The 20,835-nt window shown below is 49.3% G+C and carries 20 protein-coding genes, 3 tRNA genes and 2 pseudogenes; 15 read left to right on the top strand and 10 right to left on the bottom strand.

What is annotated here, in order from left to right:
• Positions 1-42: 42 nt before the first annotated feature.
• From BGL48_RS09340 to thrS, 9 genes are all read right to left on the bottom strand, one after another.
• Entirely contained in the window at positions 43-846 is an 804-nt protein-coding gene (locus tag BGL48_RS09340) for a PhzF family phenazine biosynthesis protein (protein ID WP_069362379.1), read from the bottom strand.
• A complete protein-coding gene (locus BGL48_RS09335; RefSeq protein WP_069362378.1) occupies positions 843-1,133 on the bottom strand; it encodes a hypothetical protein in 291 nt (96 codons plus the stop codon). The genes BGL48_RS09340 and BGL48_RS09335 overlap by 4 nt, the downstream gene beginning before the upstream one ends.
• Positions 1,130-1,600 (bottom strand): phosphotransferase, encoded by a 471-nt coding sequence (locus BGL48_RS16010; RefSeq protein WP_083238509.1) that lies wholly within the window; start codon positions 1,598-1,600, stop codon positions 1,130-1,132. The genes BGL48_RS09335 and BGL48_RS16010 overlap by 4 nt, the downstream gene beginning before the upstream one ends.
• Before the next feature lie 3 nt (positions 1,601-1,603).
• Positions 1,604-2,074, bottom strand: coding sequence for a hypothetical protein (locus BGL48_RS16005; protein ID WP_083238507.1), 471 nt, complete (start codon positions 2,072-2,074; stop codon positions 1,604-1,606).
• Between the two features lie 61 nt (positions 2,075-2,135).
• A complete protein-coding gene (locus BGL48_RS09325; RefSeq protein WP_069362377.1) occupies positions 2,136-2,768 on the bottom strand; it encodes a class I SAM-dependent methyltransferase in 633 nt (210 codons plus the stop codon).
• A 256-nt stretch (positions 2,769-3,024) separates the two neighbouring features.
• The gene (gene rplT / locus BGL48_RS09320; protein ID WP_025673305.1) at positions 3,025-3,378 is read right to left on the bottom strand and encodes a 50S ribosomal protein L20; all 354 of its coding nucleotides are present in this window, start codon (positions 3,376-3,378) and stop codon (positions 3,025-3,027) included.
• Between the two features lie 36 nt (positions 3,379-3,414).
• Positions 3,415-3,609 (bottom strand): 50S ribosomal protein L35, encoded by a 195-nt coding sequence (gene rpmI / locus BGL48_RS09315; protein WP_025673304.1) that lies wholly within the window; start codon positions 3,607-3,609, stop codon positions 3,415-3,417.
• Positions 3,610-3,705: 96 nt separating this feature from the next.
• On the bottom strand, positions 3,706-4,251 hold the full coding sequence (infC, locus tag BGL48_RS09310) for a translation initiation factor IF-3 (RefSeq protein ID WP_077459463.1): 546 nt from the start codon (positions 4,249-4,251) through the stop codon (positions 3,706-3,708).
• Positions 4,252-4,254: 3 nt separating this feature from the next.
• Complete coding sequence (thrS, locus tag BGL48_RS09305) at positions 4,255-6,183, bottom strand: threonine--tRNA ligase (protein ID WP_069362376.1); 1,929 nt, start codon at positions 6,181-6,183, stop codon at positions 4,255-4,257.
• Between the two features lie 253 nt (positions 6,184-6,436).
• Between thrS and hutC the strand changes: the two genes are divergently transcribed.
• From hutC to BGL48_RS09235, 15 genes and pseudogenes are all read left to right on the top strand, one after another.
• Positions 6,437-7,141: a histidine utilization repressor gene (gene hutC, locus BGL48_RS09300; RefSeq protein WP_069362375.1), complete on the top strand. Its 705-nt coding sequence runs from the start codon at positions 6,437-6,439 to the stop codon at positions 7,139-7,141.
• 281 nt (positions 7,142-7,422) lie between these two features.
• Positions 7,423-8,646: an imidazolonepropionase gene (gene hutI / locus BGL48_RS09295; RefSeq protein WP_069362374.1), complete on the top strand. Its 1,224-nt coding sequence runs from the start codon at positions 7,423-7,425 to the stop codon at positions 8,644-8,646.
• Entirely contained in the window at positions 8,643-9,653 is a 1,011-nt protein-coding gene (gene hutG, locus BGL48_RS09290) for a formimidoylglutamase (RefSeq protein WP_069362373.1), read from the top strand. Before hutI ends, hutG begins: the two co-directional genes overlap by 4 nt.
• 2 nt (positions 9,654-9,655) lie before the next feature.
• Positions 9,656-11,344 carry a urocanate hydratase gene (gene hutU, locus BGL48_RS09285; protein ID WP_069362372.1) on the top strand — a complete coding sequence of 563 codons (1,689 nt, stop codon included), beginning with the start codon at positions 9,656-9,658 and terminating at the stop codon, positions 11,342-11,344.
• 10 nt (positions 11,345-11,354) lie between these two features.
• The gene (gene hutH, locus BGL48_RS09280) at positions 11,355-12,899 is read left to right on the top strand and encodes a histidine ammonia-lyase (RefSeq protein WP_069362371.1); all 1,545 of its coding nucleotides are present in this window, start codon (positions 11,355-11,357) and stop codon (positions 12,897-12,899) included.
• A 159-nt stretch (positions 12,900-13,058) separates the two neighbouring features.
• Positions 13,059-13,928: a fructosamine kinase family protein gene (locus BGL48_RS09275; protein ID WP_069362370.1), complete on the top strand. Its 870-nt coding sequence runs from the start codon at positions 13,059-13,061 to the stop codon at positions 13,926-13,928.
• Between the two features lie 35 nt (positions 13,929-13,963).
• The gene (hxpB, locus tag BGL48_RS09270) at positions 13,964-14,629 is read left to right on the top strand and encodes a hexitol phosphatase HxpB (RefSeq protein ID WP_069362369.1); all 666 of its coding nucleotides are present in this window, start codon (positions 13,964-13,966) and stop codon (positions 14,627-14,629) included.
• Positions 14,630-14,794: 165 nt separating this feature from the next.
• Entirely contained in the window at positions 14,795-14,998 is a 204-nt protein-coding gene (locus BGL48_RS09265) for a CPXCG motif-containing cysteine-rich protein (protein WP_069362368.1), read from the top strand.
• 161 nt (positions 14,999-15,159) lie between these two features.
• Positions 15,160-16,530 carry an MATE family efflux transporter gene (locus BGL48_RS09260; protein ID WP_069362367.1) on the top strand — a complete coding sequence of 457 codons (1,371 nt, stop codon included), beginning with the start codon at positions 15,160-15,162 and terminating at the stop codon, positions 16,528-16,530.
• 160 nt (positions 16,531-16,690) lie between these two features.
• A pseudogene (locus BGL48_RS16680) lies at positions 16,691-17,923 on the top strand (FIST signal transduction protein); the annotation flags it as partial.
• A gap of 48 nt (positions 17,924-17,971) precedes the next feature.
• On the top strand, positions 17,972-18,754 hold the full coding sequence (locus tag BGL48_RS16675) for a methyl-accepting chemotaxis protein (RefSeq protein ID WP_255377385.1): 783 nt from the start codon (positions 17,972-17,974) through the stop codon (positions 18,752-18,754).
• 119 nt (positions 18,755-18,873) lie between these two features.
• Positions 18,874-19,878: a DUF3080 domain-containing protein gene (locus tag BGL48_RS09250; protein WP_069362365.1), complete on the top strand. Its 1,005-nt coding sequence runs from the start codon at positions 18,874-18,876 to the stop codon at positions 19,876-19,878.
• A 177-nt stretch (positions 19,879-20,055) separates the two neighbouring features.
• Positions 20,056-20,132: transfer RNA gene (locus BGL48_RS09245), tRNA-Val, on the top strand.
• Between the two features lie 23 nt (positions 20,133-20,155).
• Positions 20,156-20,232 (top strand) — tRNA-Val (locus BGL48_RS09240).
• 13 nt (positions 20,233-20,245) lie between these two features.
• Positions 20,246-20,322, top strand: a tRNA-Val gene (locus tag BGL48_RS09235).
• 173 nt (positions 20,323-20,495) lie between these two features.
• Here BGL48_RS09235 and BGL48_RS16000 read toward each other — a convergent pair.
• Positions 20,496-20,642: pseudogene (locus BGL48_RS16000) on the bottom strand (HAD hydrolase family protein); the annotation flags it as partial.
• Positions 20,643-20,835 lie beyond the last annotated feature (193 nt).

Genomic DNA, 20,835 nt, shown 5'->3' with positions numbered 1-20,835 from the left:
AAAGAGGCCGTTTGGCCTCTTTTTTAGTTGCGCTGATTATTGCTAGGTCTTACTTAAATCCAGCCTTCCGCTAAATACGGTTACTGCTTGGCCTTGTAGCAACACATGGTCTTCGCTAAGCGTCATCTCGATATGCCCACCGCGCGCGGACGCTTGATAACCGATAAGCTGCTTTTTACTCAATGCTTGTGACCAATACGCTGCCAGCGCGCAATGCGCCGAACCCGTCACGGGATCTTCATTCACCCCTACCCAAGGGGCGAAGTAGCGAGAGACAATATCGATCGTGTTATCAGAGCTTGCTGCAGTCACCACCACGCCACGTCCAGGCTGCGTAGTTAGCGCAGCAAAATCAGGAGACAGCGCTTTTACATCGTCTTCAAAATTAATCACCAATAGCTCTTTTTCGCCAAAGCAATAACTCGCGCGGATAACAGAGCCATGTATACCTAAACCTTCTAGCCGCGATGGATTTGGCGTTACCTCTACCAGCTCTGGAACAGGAAATGCCATCGCGATCCCCTCGCGTTGTATCGTCACCTCAAGCGGTCCAGACTGGGTATAAAAAGTGACATTGTCACCCATTTTAACATCACCGCGCTCAGCTAAAATATGTGCTGTTGCAAGTGTGCCATGACCGCAGAGTGCGACTTCTACTTTCGGTGTAAACCAGCGTAAGGACATGGTATCTAAGGCAAGAAACGCCGTTTCAGAGACAGCCATTTCCTCGGCAATGGATAACATAGTTGCTTCATCCAACATAGACGTCGAGATACACACCCCTGCCGGGTTTCCCTGAAACAATGACGCGCTAAAGGCATCAACCTGATAAATATCAACAATCATGATTTCATTCCAAGCCGGCGACGCAGCGAATAATACATTTCCACGATAAAAGTCGTAAAGCCAACGGTAGGATCGTGCTGAATGTAATCCTCGATTGCATTGAGATTAATCTGGCGGAATTTTTCAATCGCAGTCTCCGCACAATCAGCAACAATCACATCCCCTTCGATGATCAACCCCTGCTCTAACAATGCTTCTTTTTCGGCAAGGTAGTTGGGGGATTCCTTGATCAAGTAAGTAAACTGGTCACAATTGTTAGGCTGACAAAAAAAGACGTATTGGTTCATCGTATATCCTTATCGTTTTTTAGGTGGTAAGCGACGCGACACCACTGCTGAGAAAAAGGCAGAAAATCTTGATGAGGAATAAAGCGCTTTGCAGCAACATTATTATGTAAGTACACCTGCTCTAGCGGCCAAATATGGTGATCCGCATACATACCCCAAGCTCTGGCTCCATCTATTAGCTCCTCGGCAGTCAGTGGTAATTGCGACGTATAGCCACTAATAAAGGCACTTGATAGCAGAGGATCCATTTGAAACATATATGCACATGCCCGAATCACATCATAGGCACGTGGCATATTCTGCAATAAATCCCAATCAATCAGCCCTGACACTGCATTATGCCTATCGAAAAAGAGGTTAGCCTGATGGTAGTCGCCGTGGATTAGCTGACGCTGAGTGACTATCTTATATTGGTGCTCACTGTTGTTATTCGCTAAGTACTCTTGCTGTTGTTCAACACGCCGCATTGCTCAGTAGCTGTCATCACTGGTAGGTGCTTGACGAATTTGTTTAATGATCGTTTCTAGTTTGCGTAACCAAACCTCTTTTTCCCAACTAAGGGTAATAGTTGGAAAGGCGCTACCATCATGCTGAACTAGCGCGCTATGCACTAGTGCGAGAGCAAAACCCGCCGATTGAGCCTGAACTGACGAGAGTTTACTCACGGATTTTCCATGAGCAGCAGGGTACAAAGCGTAAGATGCACCATTAAATTTGATCAACGTTAGCGCTTTTTCCGTGAAGCAAGGGGCAATCACAAATGGCAGCTGGGTTGCTAGCGAGCGCTGAATCTGATGAGACTGTAAGATTTGCGCGTCCGTTAACGTTTGATAACCGCGTAAAAAGTAAGTGTGTCTAGCATGAACCTTGTACGTAACATTCACTGCCCCGCATTCGATTTCTTCAATAGACGAGCACTGACCGATGTAAGGCCAATGCATTAACAGTCTATGTAAATCTTTAGTATTGATGAGTGGCCCCCCTAGCGCCAAGAACCTGTTGTTAACGGCGCGCTTTCACTGCTTCTGCATACAACGCTTTTACTCCATTTCCTAGAACTTCGATTTGAACATCCTCAAACATCGCCGCATCAAGATAATGCTGTGTTCTTTTAGGAGTGAGCTTAATCGCACCGGCAGGCTTGCTACCGTACATTTTGATATAACGATATATGAGCCCAAACTGCTGGAAGAACCCCATACTGTATTGAGTCATACTCATCACAATCAATCGGCCACCAGGTTTTAATACTCGCTTTGCTTCAAGTAATGCTGCATGTCGACAGGGAATGATGTGCAAGAGGTTAGCCATCAAGACTGTATCAAACTGATCATCTGAATATGGTAACTGCGTACAATTAGCGACATCTGTGTGGACATTTGCATGACCTTGAAAACGCTGCTTTGTGGTTTCGACCATTTTCTCTGATAAATCAGTCGCTAGGATCGATGTAGCATTATGGAGAAGGCTGCTCGTATACGTACCATTTCCACAACCAAGCTCAAGTACTACCCCGAGGTTCTGTAATCCAGCAAGCCTCGATTTGACTGTGTCTATAATGGCCTGCCCAACAACGTAGGTATTTCTCTGCTCGAAGCTATCAGAAAATGCTTCCCACTTATTTACAGTTATCATGCTATTACCCTTCTAACTAAGGCCGGAGGCAGATGAAGATTTAATAGCTCAACAAAGCATCAGTGACACTGTGCCTGCTTAAAGTGCGAAGGCATTATGCATCTTATTATGTAAGCAATATAACACGGTATTTTAGTTAAATGGTATAATGCACCACTCACTTTCATATGCACAAAGTGCAATTATCTAGACACCAACAAATAACAAAAAAGGAGAGCCGAAGCTCTCCTTTCTCAGCAATTCTTTACTGTAAAAATTACAGTGAAGCTTTCGCTTTTTCTACCAGCACAGAGAATGCTGCTTTGTCATATACCGCGATGTCGGCAAGGATCTTACGATCGATTTCGATAGATGCCTTTTTAAGACCGTTAATCAGACGGCTGTATGACATACCGTTTTGGCGAGCCGCAGCGTTGATACGTGCGATCCACAGTTGACGGAATTGGCGTTTCTTGTTGCGACGGTCACGGTAAGCATATTGACCTGCTTTCGTTACCGCCTGAAAAGCTACGCGGTATACGCGTGAACGCGCACCATAGTAGCCTTTCGCTTGCTTCATTACACTCTTGTGACGTGCACGAGCTTGTACACCACGTTTTACGCGAGCCATTGTCTCTCTCCTAAACTAAATTATAAAACTAAAAACTTATGCGTATGGCAGCATGCGAGCTACTTGCGCGTTTTCGCACGCAGGCAGAACCGCATTTGGACGAAGCTGACGCTTGTTCTTAGTAGTACGTTTAGTCAGGATATGACGCTTGGTTGCACGCTTGTACTTGAAGCCACCAGCTGTTTTCTTGAAACGCTTAGCAGCACCTTTGTTGGATTTCATCTTAGACATGATGAATAACTCCGCATTGTGTTAATAACATAGCAATTTGGCGAACAAAGCGGCTGCACCCAACGGGCGCAGCCGCATGTTACTTGGAAGCCAGAATTACTTCTTCTTTGGGGCTAGAACCATGATCATCTGACGGCCTTCGATGCGTGAAGGGAAGCTTTCTACTGAAGCAATTTCAGCAGTATCTTCTTTCAAGCGGTTCAGCACGTCAACACCGATGCTTTGGTGCGCCATTTCGCGACCGCGGAATCGGATAGTGACCTTGACCTTGTTGCCCTCTTCAATGAAGCGAACCAGGTTGCGTAGTTTTACCTGATAGTCGCCTACATCTGTGCCAGGACGGAATTTAACTTCCTTAACCTGAATAGTCTTTTGTTTTTTCTTCTGCTCTTTCGCAGCTTTACTCTTCTCGTAAAGGAATTTGCCGTAATCCATGATACGACAAACCGGCGGCTCAGCGTTCGGACTGATCTCTACCAAGTCAAGAGTCGCCTCTTCTGCTTTGGCGAGTGCTTCATCAAATGGGACAATACCCACTTGTTCACCGTCGGCGTCAGTAAGACGGACTTCCTTAACACCACGAATTTCGTTGTTTAGACGATGAGCGTTCTTCTTTGCCGGGGCTTTTCTTGCGCCTTTAATACCTTATTCCTCCACAATATTGAGTGTTCGATCTTGCACTTCTTGCTGCAACTGCGCTAAGAAGTCATCAATCTTAATTTTACCCAAATCTTTACCTTTACGGGTCCGTATAGCGACTTCGCCAGCTTCCATTTCCTGGTCACCACAAACCAACATATACGGAACACGCTTCAAAGTGTGTTCGCGGATTTTAAAGCCAATCTTCTCGTTTCTCAAGTCCGCAGAGGCTCTAAATCCAGCTTTTTGCAGTTTTTTCGCAATCTCTTGTGCGTAATCTGCTTGTTTATCCGTGATATTCATCACAACCGCTTGTTGTGGTGATAACCACGCAGGGAAGTGTCCCGCGTATTCTTCGATAAGAATCCCGATGAAACGTTCCAACGAGCCCAGAATAGCGCGGTGAATCATCACCGGCGTATGGCGTTCGTTGTCTTCCCCTACATAGGTCGCGCTTAAGCGCTCGGGCAACGCGAAATCAAGTTGTACTGTACCACACTGCCATGCACGATCGAGACAATCATGTAGCGTAAACTCAATCTTAGGCCCGTAGAATGCACCTTCACCCTCTTGAATTTCAAATGGAATATCCATTGCCGTTAGGGCTTCATTCAAGGCTTGCTCGGCTTTATCCCACATTTCGTCGGAGCCGACACGTGTTTCTGGACGGGTAGAGAGCTTGACTTCAATGTTGTTAAAGCCAAAGGTCTGATAGGTCTCATAGACCATCTCGATACACGCACTGACTTCCTGCTGCACCTGTTCTGGAGTACAGAAAATGTGCGCATCGTCTTGGGTAAAGCCACGAACACGCATCAAACCATGCAATGCACCTGAGGGTTCATTACGGTGACAGCTACCAAATTCCGCCATACGCAACGGTAGATCACGGTACGACTTAAGGCCTTGGTTAAAGATCTGAACATGCCCAGGACAGTTCATCGGCTTAAGGGCGTATTCACGGTTCTCTGAATTGGTGGTGAACATGTAGTCCGCATACTTATCCCAATGGCCCGAACGTTCCCAAAGCACGCGGTCCATGATAAGCGGCCCTTTCACCTCTTGGTAATCATACTCAGTGAGCTTGTCGCGAATAAATTGCTCAAGCTCACGGAAAATCGTCCAACCGTTATGATGCCAAAATACCATCCCAGGCGCTTCTTGCTGCATATGGTACAGATCAAGCTGCTTACCTAGTTTACGATGGTCACGTTTAGCGGCTTCTTCCAAGCGTACCAAATGCGCTTTGAGTTGCTTTTTATCCGCAAACGCTGTGCCATAGATTCGCTGCAACATTTTGTTGTCGCTATTGCCACGCCAGTAAGCACCCGCCACATTCAAAATTTTGAAGTTCTGACAAAAACTCATGTTTGGCACGTGTGGGCCACGACACATATCAACGTATTCTTCGTGGTGGTACAAGCCCGGACGGTCATCACGAGAGACATTTTCGTCTAAGATTTCTATCTTGTACGGTTCGCCGCGAGACTCAAACGTGTCGCGCGCCTCTTGCCAGCTCACGTTTTTCTTAACCACTTGATACTTGGTTTTCACCAACTCTTTCATGCGTTTTTCAATCGCATCCAGATCGTCCTGGGTGAGCGAGCGGTCCATATCTACGTCGTAGTAGAAACCATTGTCGATGGTTGGGCCAATAGCCATCTTTGTGTCAGGGAAAAGCTGCTTAATCGCATGGCCTAAAAGGTGCGCACAAGAGTGGCGAATGATTTCTAACCCGTCTTCGTCTTTCGCAGTGATGATTTCCAGTTGCGCGTCTTGCTCGATAAGATCACACGCGTCAACACGCTCACCGTTTACCCGACCGGCAATGCAAGCTTTAGCGAGACCTGGGCCGATATCATTGGCAACATCATACGTTGAAACAGGGTGGTCAAATGAACGCTGACTGCCGTCAGGGAGAGTAATTAGAGGCATTGGTAACAATCCTTCTCAGTGGTGCCACACACCAAGTGGCACATGAAGTGTATTTTGGCGGTTAGTGTATAACCGCGCAGTGCGAATAGAATCTCGATTATGAAGATCCCGCATTTGTGATGCAAGTCATCCTAGTAATAATTTCTACGCGGGAATCAGCGTGATAAACAATCAAGTTTCCTATCATTCACTTGATTTTGTACGTCACTTCATGAATGCTGATTTGTATACACAATATTGAAGAGGAAACAGTATGGCCAACGCGCCTCGTTATCAACAAATCAAAGACTACATCCAAGATAAAATTGAGACGCGAGTTTGGCCAGTTGGCACACGTATCCCTACCGAATACGAACTGTGCGGTTTGTTCAACGTCAGCCGGATGACAGTGAATAAAGCTGTCCGTGATCTGGTCGCAGAAGGGTTACTGGAGCGTACGCCTCGGCTAGGCACCTTTGTGACTGAGCCAAAAGCGGAGTCCCCCTTAATGGATATTCGCAACATTGCTAACGAAGTCACCGCACGTGGTCAGCACTACCACAGCGTTATTCATGCGCTAAAGCGTATTTCTGCCCCTGTCGATGTAGCGATGCGCCTAGGCGTGATGCTAGGAACAGATGTGTATTACAGTGAAATTGTCCATTACGGTGACAGTATTCCCCTTCAACTCGAACAGCGCTGGGTTAACCCGGCACTTGCACCTGCTTATCTTGAGCAAGACTTTAATCACACCACCCCCAATGAATATTTGTCCTCTGTGTGTCCGGTCAACACCATTGAACACAGTGTCGAAGCGATTAATCCATCAGCGGTAGTCAAAGAAGCATTGACGATGAAGTCTGATGAGCCCTGCCTTTTACTTCACCGCCGCACCTGGAGTCAGCAAACATTGGTCAGTGCCGCATTACTCTACCACCCTGGTTCACGTTATAAACTCACGTCACGCACAGACAGATAGCCTAGCGCTCTCGTTAGGCGATGCTTGTTGGATGAATACCTCTCAGCGCTAAATCAAGGTTTACAACAATTGCGTCAATCCGGTCGCTATGATGAACGGGTTTCAGACTTTAAAGTGGGCCTTTATGATTAAGGCTCGTCCTCCCCTTCTACGTTAAACCTCTCGCTTCTCGCCGAAAAACGATCGAGTTGATCACAAAACCTTTACACTTTCTCTTGTGTTTGCTCTCTTATTTGTCTATACATTTGTATAGACATTTATGGAATAGCAAGGTATTCACCATGAAAAAGGTCTTTACCGAGGCAAACGTCATCAGTATGGCGAGCACGATGAGTGAAGCGTCAGGCTATCAATGCCAGTCTGGCTCTGCGATCGCCGTCGAGAACGGAAAAATCGTTGCGCTAGGGGAGCAAGCCAAGCAGCTTGATTGGCCTAAGCAGTCGTTAAATGGTGCCCTAGTGACACCAGGGCTTATCGATAGTCACACACACTTGGTATTTGCCGGCAATCGCGCCGGTGAATTTGAGCAGCGCCTTAACGGGGTGCCTTACCAAACCATCGCTGAGCAAGGCGGTGGGATCTTGTCCACTGTCAACGCCACTCGCGCAGCCAGCGAGGACGAGTTACTGGCGCTTGCACTACCACGTGCTGAAGCACTCATGCGAGACGGTGTAACAACCCTCGAAATAAAATCAGGGTATGGCCTCACTTTTGAGGACGAGCTAAAAATGCTGCGCGTCGCACGCGCCATTGAGCAGCATTTGCCGATTAATGTCTCCACCACCTTGTTAGCCGCGCATGCACTCCCACCTGAGTATCAACATGATGCCGATCACTACATTGACTTTGTTTGTCATACACTGATCCCTGCCGCGGCAGAACAACAACTGGCCGATGCGGTAGACGTCTTTTGTGAAAAAATAGCCTTTAGCGTCGACCAAGCAGAAAAAGTCTATGCCGCAGCCAATGCGCATGGATTAAAGATTAAAGCGCACACCGAACAGCTCAGCGATCTCGGTGGCAGTGTGGCAGCCGCAAAAGCAGGCGCCTTGTCGGTGGATCATATTGAATACTTATCAGAAGCCGACGCTCAGCTTTTGGCAGAGTGCGGCACGGTTGCGACCTTGCTTCCTGGTGCGTTTTACTTTCTCCGTGAAACTCAACATCCTCCGATTCAAGCATTGCGTGACAACCAAGTACCCATGGCACTCGCGACGGACTTTAACCCAGGGACGTCACCCTTTGCCTCGTTAACCCTGATGATGAACATGGCCTCAACCTTTTTTAAATTGACGCCTAAAGAGAACCTCTACGGTGTCACCCGCCATGCTGCACAAGCCATGGGGCTAGACAACAAAGGGCAAATCGCTGTCGGATTTGATGCGGATTTGGCGGTTTGGCATTGCCAATCCCCGGCTGAGCTTAGTTACATGGTGGGCACTGCGCCACTGGCTGGGCGCATCGTTGGCGGAACATGGTATGACAACCAGGGGAGCCGCGGATGAAACACTTACCGGCTGATATGACGCTTTGGCAAGGGCGCGTTGACCCAGAGGACGGCGAGCGCGGACTGCGCTTGCACCAAACGGTGACCTCGTACACCCCTTCGTGTGAACAAGGCGGTGTGGTGATCTACGGTTTTGCTTGCGATGAAGGTGTCGCCCGCAACAAAGGTCGTCAAGGTGCGGCGCTGGCACCGGATACGATTCGGCAGGCATTAGCGAACTTCGCCTGGCACAACGCCCCTGCCCTCTACGATGGTGGCAATATCGTCTGTGATGACACCGACCTTGTCCTAGCACAACAAGGGCTAAGTCAACACATTCACCAAACACTATCACAGCATAATGTTTTGGTGCTGGGGGGCGGACATGAAACCGCGTGGGCCAGCTTTCAAGGCTTATCCGGCTACCTGTCACGCCATGCTTCACCCCTGCAGACACCCAAGATCGGTATCATTAATTTTGATGCGCACTTTGACTTGCGCACACCACAAGGGCTCAGCAAAGCCGGCAGCTCAGGCACACCCTTCGCGCAAATCGCCCAGCTTTGTCAGCAAAAAGGCTGGCCATTTCACTATGCCTGCTTAGGCGTAAGCCGAACCAGCAACACCCAAGCGCTATTTGATAAAGCCGAGCAACTTGGATGCTGGGTAGAAGAAGATACTGAGATGCATGTGGCGGCAATCCCTGCGCTGAAGGAGAAGTTAGGCAAATTTATCCAAGGGTGTGATTACTTATACCTGACGCTCGATATGGATGTTTTTCCCGCCAGTGTCGCGCCGGGTGTGAGCGCACCAGCGACAATCGGCGTGCCAGTACAGGTCATTGAACCACTGATTCAGTTTATTTTTGGTGAAGCCGACCAGCAGCGCATTCGTGTCCCCGTGTGCGACATCACTGAAGTTAATCCCAACTACGACCGCGACCAGCAAACCAGTCGATTAGCGGCTCGAATGGCTTGGACCATGCTACACGCGATGTCGCACCACATTGATTCACAAGGAGAGTAACCATGACGGATCCACGTTTTGATTCACGCACGGTTAAAGCCCCAACCGGGCCAGAGCTAAATACTAAAAGCTGGCTAACCGAAGGCCCCCTTCGCATGCTAATGAATAACCTACATCCAGACGTGGCCGAACACCCTAATGGCTTAGTTGTCTATGGAGGTATTGGTCGGGCCGCCCGTAATTGGCAATGTTTCGATAAAATTGTCGAGGTGCTTAAACGTCTTGATGACGACCAAACCTTGTTGGTGCAATCCGGTAAGCCTGTCGGGGTATTCCCGACCCACAAAGATGCGCCCCGTGTGCTTATTGCCAACTCAAACTTGGTGCCGCACTGGGCAAACTGGGAACATTTCAATGAGCTCGATAAGCAAGGGTTAATGATGTATGGCCAAATGACCGCGGGGAGCTGGATTTATATCGGCTCACAGGGCATTGTTCAAGGCACTTACGAAACCTTTGTTGCCGTCGCTAAGAAGCATTTCGATGGTGAAGCCAAGGGACGTTGGATCTTGACCGGTGGTCTGGGTGGTATGGGTGGCGCTCAGCCACTGGCAGCCACCATGGCTGGCTTTTCAATGATTGCGGTTGAGTGTGATGAAAGCCGTATCGATTATCGCTTGCGCACTGGCTATGTCGATCGCAAAGCAACGTCACTTGATGAAGCGCTTGGGATGATTGAAGACGCCAAGCAGTCTGGTAAGCCCGTTTCCATTGGGTTACTGGCCAATGCGGCTGATATTTTCCCTGAACTAGTTAAGCGCAATATCACCCCGGACGTGGTCACCGACCAAACCTCAGCCCACGACCCTCTCAATGGTTACTTGCCACAGGGCTGGACCATGGAGCAAGCCGCCGCTCAGCGCAAAGAAAACGAAGCAGAGGTCGTGAAAGCCGCGAAAGCATCAATGGCCGTACAAGTAAAAGCGATGCTTGATTTGCAAACGCGCGGCGCGGCGACCTTGGATTACGGCAACAACATTCGCCAGATGGCCCTCGAAGTAGGGGTCGACAATGCCTTTGATTTCCCAGGATTTGTCCCTGCCTATATTCGTCCGTTATTCTGCCAAGGAATTGGTCCGTTCCGCTGGGCGGCCCTGTCAGGCGATCCGGAAGATATCTATAAAACCGATCAGAAAGTCAAAGAGCTAATCCCGGATGACCCGCACCTGCACAACTGGCTTGATATGGCCAAAGAACGCATTCAGTTCCAAGGCTTACCGGCTCGTATTTGTTGGGTGGGTGTCAAAGACCGTGCCCGCTTGGCTCTTGCCTTTAACGAAATGGTGAAAAATGGCGAACTCAAAGCGCCCGTGGTGATTGGCCGTGACCACTTAGACTCAGGCTCAGTCGCGAGCCCGAACCGTGAAACCGAGGGCATGCTTGACGGCTCGGACGCGGTGTCTGATTGGCCATTACTCAACGCGATGTTAAACACAGCATCAGGAGCCACCTGGGTATCATTACACCATGGTGGCGGTGTTGGAATGGGCTTCTCACAACACTCAGGCGTGGTGATTGTCTGTGACGGCACCGATGATGCCCACCAGCGTGTGGCACGTGTGCTGCGAAACGACCCTGCCACCGGCGTCATGCGCCATGCCGATGCCGGCTACGACATTGCTATTGATTGCGCCAAAGAAGAACAACTCGATCTGCCGCTGTTGGACTTACCTAACCAACCGCTGCGCTAAGGAGAGCAAGATGTACACATTAACGCTACAACCTGGTGAGCTCACCCTGGACCAACTACGACAAGTCAGCCGAGAGCCCGTGCAACTGGCGTTTGCTGACGGTATTGAAGCCACCATGAAAACCAGCACGGATACTGTCACTAACGTCCTTGAGCAAGGGCGGGTGGTCTACGGCATCAATACGGGCTTTGGCTTATTGGCCAATACCCGCATTGAGCTTGACGATCTGGAAACGCTCCAGCGCTCGATTGTGCTGTCTCACGCGGCGGGGATCGGTGAGTTTATGGACGATGCCACCGTGCGCCTGATGATGGTGCTCAAAATTGCTAGCTTGGCGCGTGGTTATTCAGGGATCCGCTTTGAGGTCGTCAAAGCGCTGGCAGAGTTGGTCAACCGCGAGGTGTATCCCTGCATCCCCAAAAAAGGCTCCGTGGGCGCTTCAGGCGACCTTGCACCTCTCGCGCATATGAGCACGGTGTTACTGGGTGAAGGCCAAGCGCGTTATAAAGGCGAAGTGATTTCTGGTGAAGCCGCGTTAAAGATCGCCGGGTTATCGCCTATTACACTGGGGCCAAAAGAAGGGCTGGCGCTTCTTAATGGTACACAGGCGTCCACGGCCTTTGCCCTCGAGGGTCTGTTTGAGGCCGAAGATCTCTACGCCGCCGCCACGGTTTGTGGCGCATTGTCAGTGGAAGCAGCCCTCGGCAGCCGACGCCCCTTCGACCCGCGCATTCACGCAGTACGCGGCCACCAAACCCAAATGGATGCCGCTGCCGCCTACCGCCATCTGTTGGATGAGTCCAGTGAAATTGGTGATAGCCACCAAAACTGTGAAAAAGTGCAAGACCCTTACTCTCTGCGCTGCCAGCCACAGGTGATGGGCGCTTGCTTGCAGCAAATTCGCCAAGCAGCCGACGTGCTTATCACTGAAGCCAATGCGGTATCCGATAACCCACTGGTGTTCCCAGAAGATGGCGACATCATTTCTGGGGGCAATTTCCACGCCGAGCCCGTTGCCATGGCTGCAGACAACCTCGCATTAGCGATTGCAGAAATGGGTAGCTTGTCGGAACGTCGGATGGCACTACTCATCGACACTAACCTCAGCAAACTCCCGGCATTTTTGGTGAACAACGGTGGCGTTAACTCAGGGTTTATGATCGCACAGGTCACTGCTGCCGCGTTGGCCAGTGAAAACAAAACCCTGGCCCACCCAGCGTCGATTGACAGCCTGCCTACCTCAGCAAACCAAGAGGATCATGTCTCGATGGCGACCTTCGCTGCTCGCCGCCTACACGATATGAGCAGCAACACACGCGGTATTTTGGCCGTTGAACTGCTTTCAGCCAGTCAAGGCATTGACTTTCGTGCTCCCCATAAAAGCTCTGAGCGCTTGGAGCAAGCCAAAGCGGAACTACGCGGCGTCGTGCCGTTTTATGATAAAGACCGCTACTTTGCCCCTGATATTGAAAAGGCCAACGCACTGCTTAAAACCGGCACCTATAACCGCTTAATGCCAAATAGTCTCTTGCCGAGCTTATCTTCCGCCTCTTAACCGCGGCAATAAGTACCAAACCTGACCGTTAAACGGCTCTTCGTGAGCCGTTTTTTATTCAAACTGTCGCCATAGCCACAGATATTAGGCGAAATCCTAGGCTACTATATAACCAGTTGCTGTTACTTCCCCCTTTACCTCGATGTAACGGAGTCGCTTATGTGGCATGCCCTGTCTGTACACCTATCCGAACAACTCGGGATCGATTTCCAAATCACCGAAAAACACGCTCTCAGTGGTGGCGACATCCATGATGCCTATTGCGTTAGCGATGGCGATGATCAACGTTTTTTCGTCAAGGTGAACGAGCGTGCCCTACTCCCCGCCTTTGAAGCCGAAGCAGAAGGGTTGCGTCAACTCGCGATGAGCGGCCATATTCATGTACCTCAGGTGTATTTTGTCGGCCCCGTGAAAGACAGTGCTGTCTTGGTGCTCAACTACCTGCCCATCAAACCGATAGATGACACGCAGGCTTATTTGTTGGGGCAACACTTAGCGCGTCATCATCGCTGGGGGGAGCAAGCAGAGTACGGCTTCGATGACGATAATTTCATCGGCACCACGGAGCAGAGAAACTGTTGGCACCGCAAATGGTGTCGTTTTTTTGCTGAACAACGTATTGGTTGGCAATTGCAATTGGCGGCTGAGCGCTCGCTGCATTTTGGCGACATCGATACCATTACCGAAAATGTTAAAGCCCAACTTGTCGGCCACACGCCCAAGCCTTCCTTGCTTCACGGGGATCTTTGGTCGGGCAACATGGGGCTGTCGGTCAATGGCCCTGTGGTGTTTGACCCTGCCTGTTATTGGGGCGATCGAGAAGCCGATATCGCCATGACAGAGCTCTTTGGCGGTTTTCCGTCAAGCTTTTACAACGGCTATCAAGCCGAGTGGCCGTTAGATGAGGGTTATCAAAATCGCAAAGACATTTACAACCTTTATCACGTGCTTAACCACGTCAACTTATTCGGCGGGCCATACCTCACACAAGCAGAACAATTGCTGACAAAACTCACACTCACGGTGTAGGATGCGATGCACACAAACTGAGAATGAGGTTGGCAATGTTATCTGCCGCGATATTTGATATGGACGGCCTGTTGGTTGACTCAGAGCCGTTTTGGCAACGTGCACAAATTGACGTATTGAGCGAGCTGGGTGTTTCCATCAGTTTGCAAGACACGCGTGACACCACAGGCGTTCGAATTGACGAGATAGTCAAATACTACGCACGCACTCAGCCTTGGCAGGGCTCCTCCAATGCCGATGTACAAGCGCGGATCGTCGACCGTGTGGTGGAGTTAGTGAAAGACGAGAAGCCGATGATGCCGGGCGTTAAAGAAGCGTTAGCGATTTGCCATCAAGCTGGGCTAAAAGTGGGCTTAGCATCGTCATCGCCCCTTACACTTATTCATCCAACCCTTGATGCATTAGGACTCAGTGAGCAATTTGCCATCGTAGAGTCAGCCGGTGCACTTAAACACGGCAAACCTCACCCAGAGGTCTATCTTAACGCCGCCAATGCCTTGGGTGTGGAGCCCGATCACTGTGTAGCTTTTGAAGATTCATTTACTGGCCTACTTGCTGCCAAAGCGGCCTCGATGAAAACCATTGTCGTGCCTTCAGCCCATGAGTGGGAGGATCCTCGCTTTGTGATTGCCGACCAAAAGCTTGCGAGCCTTCGCGCATTTAGCGCAGATAATCTCGAATCGCTCTCGCCGTCGACGTGACGTCATAATAGCAATATAAATGGCATTCACCGTCATCAAGGTGATATGCCATTTGTCGCGACGCAAAGCCCAGTTTATCGATCATATTCTTCCCTACGTTTATCCCCTTACCATCCTCATCTATACTGACCTTAAGTACAGAGAACCGAAAAGAGGTGTGTAACCATGGACGATATGACTGACCGGATCGTTAATTGCCCGCACTGTGGCCATCGCTTTGATATCACATTGGATCTGAGTGGTGGTAACCAAGAGTTTTATGAAGATTGCCCAAACTGTTGCAATGCCATTCATTACGATATGCAGATTGATGAATCTCATCGAACCATTAATCTGTTTATTGATGCAGACGATGAGCAAATTTTCTAGTCGTTAGGCTCGCGGCCACCGCCACTCGCTATCTTAAAAACATTGCATCGTCGCAGGTGCGAAATTGATAGTGCTTTTGCTTCCTTTTCGCGTCCCCTGGCACGTATAATTGCGCGCAATCGATTCCTCCCTCCCTTTCACTTAAACATGTTGAGGCCAACGTGCAGCAATACCATGATGAAGCAAGAGCCATTATTCGGCTCAGTGTGCCTGTTTTTATTGCCCAAATAGCGCAAACCTCAATGGGGTTTGTCGATACCGTAATGGCAGGTGGCTACAGTGCCACTGATATGGCTGCCGTGGCGGTTGCCTCAAGCATATGGATGCCCGCGATTTTATTTGGCATCGGCTTGCTAATGGCGATGGTCCCCGTGATTGCCCAGCTCAACGGGGCTGGTAAAGCAAACCAGATCCCTTTTCAATTTCAGCAGGGCGTGTACATGGCACTGCTATTAAGCGTGCCGATTGGGCTCATTTTGTATAAAGCTGGCTTTATTATTGACTTGATGGATGTCGAAGCGGCGCTCACGGTAAAAACCATTGGTTACTTGCATGCGGTGATTTGGGCAGTGCCGGCTTTTTTGCTTTTCCAAGCGATTCGTAACTTGTGCGAAGGCATGTCACTCACGGTTCCAGCAATGGTAATAGGTTTTATCGGCCTGGCCGCTAACGTGCCGCTTAACTGGATGTTCGTCTACGGTAAGCTAGGGGCACCAGAACTTGGCGGCGTCGGATGTGGTGTCGCCACGGCGCTGGTGTACTGGCTAATGGCGGGACTGATGGCCGTGTATGTCATGATCAGCAAAAAGCTCAGTGGCCTACACTTATTCGCCACACTTTATTCGCCGATCATCAAAGAGCAGATTCGCTTGTTTAAACTCGGCTTCCCCGTGGCGGCCTCGCTCTTCTTCGAGGTGACCTTGTTTGCGGCGATTGCGATTTTAATCGCCCCACTTGGGCCGATAACCGTGGCCGCGCATCAGGTGGCGATCAACTTCTCCACTATGATCTTTATGTTGCCGATGAGCCTTGGCGTGGCAGTCAGCATTCGTGTCGGCCACCTATTGGGCAAACGCACCACCGAAGGCGCGGCCAATTCCGCTAAAATTGGTATTTGGCTTGGTGTCAGCACGGCCGTAATCACTGCTCTACTCACCGTATGGCTACGCGATCTCATTATCGCCCTGTATTCGGATAACCCCGACGTCGCCACGCTGGCCTCATCATTGATGTTATTAGCGGCTATCTATCAGATCACCGATGCCATTCAAGTGGTCGCCGCCGGTGCCCTGCGTGGCTACAAAGACATGCGCGCGATTTTCCAACGCACCCTAATCGCCTACTGGGGGCTGGGCTTGCCGCTCGGTTATGTGCTTGGTATGACAGACTGGCTGGTGCCGGCCATGGGCGCACATGGTTTCTGGGTTGGCATTATTATCGGCCTATCCAGTGCGGCTGTATTGTTGGGTCTACGCTTACGCTGGATGCGCCAACAATCCCCCGAGTTCCAACTAGCCATGGCAGAGCGGTAAAAGGGCTCTTTACCCTGTCAAGTAATTTGACAGGGTGATTGCGGTCACAGGTTTACCAAAACAGATTTAAAAGTTTATAAAACAGCGTGATAGATCATAACTCACAGCTACGTTACTAAGGGTAAACCACGTATAGTTTGTCAATAACCCCATACAAACCATGTGGCAACCCGGTCACTTTGTCGTAGAGTTGTTTATGTTTGAATTCTTAAAATCTCGCTCGTTGTCAAGTAAAACCTTACATGAATCTCCCAACCATCCACCGTTTGTTTATTCACTGTGTATTCGTAGCCGCGATGTCAATCAAAGCACGTTATCGGCTTTATCTTTCTCAGAAGGGAAAACACCCCTGGTGCTGGCTTTTATCTCACCCCATTTACCCTTTGAAGCAACAACCCAAAAACTCCAAGCCGCGATGCCTTTTTGTCAAACTCTGATAACCATAATGACAGCTGGCGAACTTGGTGGTGGGCATACCTCGCTGTATCACACCACAGAGGGCGAATGGGATAACATTGTTTTACAGAGTTATGGCGACAATGTCATTGAATCTGTCAGCGCAGCGACCGTGCCTTTACATTGTGAAGACATCAAAAGCGGTACGCCGACATTATCGCCCGTGACACGCATTGAAAAAATCACCCGTTCGTTGCAACAGCTCAGAGTGCCTTTTACTATCGACGCGCAAGATACAGTCGCACTCACCTTTTTTGATGGATTAAGTGGCTCAGAAAACTTTTTTATGCAGGCCCTTTATGCAACCCGCCGTTTCCCTTGCTATTTCGTGGGAGGCTCAGCAGGTGGCACTCTAAATTTCCGCGAAGCTAAGTTGGCGCTCAATGGGAAGCTACTCGACAATTATGCCGCGCTCGCTTTTATCAAGTTTGCGCCCGGCATTCGCTATGGCATCATGAACAGCCATAACTTCAAACCAACAAACTTTCATTTAGATATAGCCAAAGGCGATCCAGCAGCTCGAATTGTCACCGGTGTGTTTGCGCCCAACAGCACCGCCCTGATTTCACCGGTACAAGCGTTATGTGATTACTTTTCTTGTCAGGCTCACCAGCTCGAATCATATTTGGATGGCTATACATTTGGAATAAAGATTGGCGAGCAAATTTATATCCGTTCGATCGCTGCCATTGACCATGAGCAAGGTATCCTGCATTTCTTCTGCGATCTCGATTTTGGCGATAGCCTCTATCTTATGAAAGCGGATGACCTAGCTGAAGTGACAGCACGCGACTATCAACAACACTTAAGAGACAAACCTCGCCGGCCTTTTGCCATGCTCGCTAACGATTGTATCTTGCGCCGTGTCAACAATACGCAGTCACTATCACGAGTCACTTGCTTTGATAACATCCCCAGTATTGCTGGTTTTTCAACATTTGGTGAACTATTAGGTGTACACCAAAACCAGACCCTGACCGCACTCATGCTATACCGCGTCGAACCCAACGAATCTTTTGCTGATAATTTGGCCGATCAATTTGCCATTCACTATGCGGATTACCGTGGCTACAACGCTCAAAAACAAATTAATAGCTTACAAAAACTTTCGGCACTCCAATCGCATAGTATCAATCGCCTGTCTCGGTACAAATCGTTACTTCAATCACTGTTAGACAGTTACAGTGGTGTGGCCGACTACGCCACCGAGAGCGCAGACATTCTCCAAGCTGTCCAAAAACAGTTTTCAACGCTTGCTAACGAGGTCCAACAACAACACGGGCAAAGCCAAGATCTACAAATCCATACCGACGCACTGAGTGTGAATGCCAGCCGTATAGAAGAAATTTTAAAAGTGATTGATGGCATTGCCGAACAAACCAATTTGCTGGCACTAAACGCTGCTATTGAAGCGGCACGCGCAGGTGAACAAGGACGTGGGTTTGCCGTGGTCGCTGATGAAGTCCGTAACTTATCGCAAAATACGCAAAACAGCCTTAGTACCACCGGAGAAACCGTCAGAAATGTCAACGGTGCCATTGGTCAGATCAGCCATGTGATTGGGCTAACTCTCGAGGTAATGGATAAAGTCCAGTACTCTGCTGATGGGCTAAGCGATGAAGTAACACGACTACTGAGCCTGTCTGAACAAGCAACAGGGAGTATTCAATCGAGCATTGCTAATATAGAACAAGTACAACAAGATATGACAGCAATTGATGAAGAGCTTTCTACGATTTTATCCCTTACGCAAACTCAACAAGTATAATTAACAAGGAAAACTGTTCCTCACACTGTACACGTAGATCCCAACGAGGCGATCGTTAATCCGATCGCCTGCGTACATGTTAGCATCGTTAAGTCAGGAGCTTAGCCAAGAGCCAAATCATGCGCCGAATACAAACTGCAATACTCGTGATATCGTTAGCAGCACTAACAGGTTGCCAATCAGATGATCCGGCCAAGGATATGATGGCCGACTATTACCAGCGACTTGGCAATGTATTGGATGCACCCACCCCCGATTTCACTTCCCCCGAATTGCCAGCATTGCCACGTAAACGCGATCTGGTTCAGCCGCTTGATGAACTGCGAATGGGGGTGCTCGATGCCTATGAGCTTCGCCAGTGTGGCTTATTCAACCTTATTGCAGAACGTAACTCATCCTTGGGTAAAGTCGCGGATCGCTTTCGCCAACTTGACTACGAGCTCAAATTCATCGATACCGCGGCGCAGTGTTTGCCGCAAGTGAAGGATCCGAGCATTCAAGCTGAGCTGAAAAAGGCACTAACACTTAAACGCCAGCAACGGGAGAAAGTGATCTGGAATACCTTGATTGATAGTGGCGCCTGGCGCAAACAACTCAGCTTACCCGCCTTTACACTTCCCATCGAACTGCCGGCACACAGTAATGCGGTTAACACTATTGAGCAGTTTAGCCAATTGATACCCTCAACCCAAGCGCCCACAGAGCCTGTTACGACTTGGCAAGAAAGTATCGAGAAACAACCCATCTTAGGCGACTTGTTTGTGAGCTTGAGCTATCACACCGCGTGGCTTAACCAAACCAGTGAACTGATCGCTAATCATCAACAGACAGTGCGTTGCGGCGGTAATTTTGATACCACCCGTTTAAAACGCCTGCAGACTGTCTTTTATAAGTTTTACGTGGGTGATGTGCAGCCATATCTGGCTCGGGTAGATGGGCTGTATCGCGATCTTGCCCCGGCTCTTGCGCGTCTCGCGAGCTTAAACACGCCTGACACATTTAACGATTACAAAAACGCCTACTGGAAGGGAGAGGCTTATCAGGCCTACAAAGCGGCGATTAAACATCATGCTGATGTCTGGCAACAATTGTTCCAGCGTTGCGATGTCAAACTCGGGCAATAACGCATCAACAATCAGCGCGTCACCGTTAAAACAGTCACTCACGCATGACAGATAGCGAAAACATCGCCATATTGACGATCAAATCGCCAAACAGTCGTTTCTACGCAAAAATATGGGCTTAAGCGCTTGCGTGACACAGATGAACTCGCTAATATTCATCCCGCTTTCAAGCACTGTGCGTCCGTAGCTCAGCTGGTTAGAGTATCGCCTTGACATGGCGGGGGTCGGTGGTTCGAGTCCACTCGGACGCACCACTTTGCTTGAAACACTAAACTATGCGTCTGTAACTCAGTTGGTTAGAGTGTCACCTTGACATGGTGGAAGTCGGTGGTTCGAGTCCACTCAGACGCACCACATTTTGAAATTCGCGTCCGTAGCTCAGTTGGTTAGAGTACCGCCTTGACATGGCGGGGGTCGGCAGTTCGAGTCTGCCCGGACGCACCATTTCCAGAGAGCCTGCTTTTAAGCAGGATTTTTTGTTTTCCGCGAGTACCGCTATCGACTCATTAAAGCTAGATAGGCTCACGCCAAAACGCGCTACGAATACGCCATCAATACCATGAAATAAAAACGGGACAGGCACAAACACCCGCCCCATTTGTTCATGCTTGTTCGTTTTACGCTACGGCGCTATCGGCCGCTAACACAAACTTTTCAATCGCTTTGGCCACACCGTGCTCATCATTGATTTCGGTAATGTAATCCGCGATTTGCTTGGTTGCTTCCATGGCATTCGCCATCGCAATGCCAAGGCCCGCGTATTCCCAGGGAAAACGCATGAAGATCCGCGGCATGCCTGGGCTAGCGATTTAATGACTTAGTTGTCAATTAAGGCTGAAAATCGTGCGTTTGACCAATGTATTTTATTACATTAGAATGAATAATATAAAGTATGAAGTTGTTGATGATTTTCAGTGCGATTTAATGGTCTCGTAATGTAATGAAAAAATGGTATGA

It is taken from the genome of Salinivibrio sp. SS3 (genome assembly GCF_001722105.1).
GTDB classification, from domain to species: domain Bacteria; phylum Pseudomonadota; class Gammaproteobacteria; order Enterobacterales; family Vibrionaceae; genus Salinivibrio; species Salinivibrio kushneri.
This window is presented reverse-complemented; position numbering and strand designations above follow the sequence as displayed.

Excerpts from the sequence above, each read along its gene's own strand:
- BGL48_RS09340 (WP_069362379.1), bottom strand. The coding sequence starts at position 846 with ATGATTGTTGATATTTATCAGGTTGATGCCTTTAGCGCGTCATTGTTT.
- BGL48_RS09335 (WP_069362378.1), bottom strand. The coding sequence starts at position 1,133 with ATGAACCAATACGTCTTTTTTTGTCAGCCTAACAATTGTGACCAGTTT.
- BGL48_RS16010 (WP_083238509.1), bottom strand. The coding sequence starts at position 1,600 with ATGCGGCGTGTTGAACAACAGCAAGAGTACTTAGCGAATAACAACAGT.
- BGL48_RS16005 (WP_083238507.1), bottom strand. The coding sequence starts at position 2,074 with ATGCATTGGCCTTACATCGGTCAGTGCTCGTCTATTGAAGAAATCGAA.
- BGL48_RS09325 (WP_069362377.1), bottom strand. The coding sequence starts at position 2,768 with ATGATAACTGTAAATAAGTGGGAAGCATTTTCTGATAGCTTCGAGCAG.
- rplT (WP_025673305.1), bottom strand. The coding sequence starts at position 3,378 with ATGGCTCGCGTAAAACGTGGTGTACAAGCTCGTGCACGTCACAAGAGT.
- rpmI (WP_025673304.1), bottom strand. The coding sequence starts at position 3,609 with ATGTCTAAGATGAAATCCAACAAAGGTGCTGCTAAGCGTTTCAAGAAA.
- thrS (WP_069362376.1), bottom strand. The coding sequence starts at position 6,183 with ATGCCTCTAATTACTCTCCCTGACGGCAGTCAGCGTTCATTTGACCAC.
- hutC (WP_069362375.1), top strand. The coding sequence starts at position 6,437 with ATGGCCAACGCGCCTCGTTATCAACAAATCAAAGACTACATCCAAGAT.
- hutI (WP_069362374.1), top strand. The coding sequence starts at position 7,423 with ATGAAAAAGGTCTTTACCGAGGCAAACGTCATCAGTATGGCGAGCACG.
- hutG (WP_069362373.1), top strand. The coding sequence starts at position 8,643 with ATGAAACACTTACCGGCTGATATGACGCTTTGGCAAGGGCGCGTTGAC.
- hutU (WP_069362372.1), top strand. The coding sequence starts at position 9,656 with ATGACGGATCCACGTTTTGATTCACGCACGGTTAAAGCCCCAACCGGG.
- hutH (WP_069362371.1), top strand. The coding sequence starts at position 11,355 with ATGTACACATTAACGCTACAACCTGGTGAGCTCACCCTGGACCAACTA.
- BGL48_RS09275 (WP_069362370.1), top strand. The coding sequence starts at position 13,059 with ATGTGGCATGCCCTGTCTGTACACCTATCCGAACAACTCGGGATCGAT.
- hxpB (WP_069362369.1), top strand. The coding sequence starts at position 13,964 with ATGTTATCTGCCGCGATATTTGATATGGACGGCCTGTTGGTTGACTCA.
- BGL48_RS09265 (WP_069362368.1), top strand. The coding sequence starts at position 14,795 with ATGGACGATATGACTGACCGGATCGTTAATTGCCCGCACTGTGGCCAT.
- BGL48_RS16675 (WP_255377385.1), top strand. The coding sequence starts at position 17,972 with ATGCTATACCGCGTCGAACCCAACGAATCTTTTGCTGATAATTTGGCC.
- BGL48_RS09250 (WP_069362365.1), top strand. The coding sequence starts at position 18,874 with ATGCGCCGAATACAAACTGCAATACTCGTGATATCGTTAGCAGCACTA.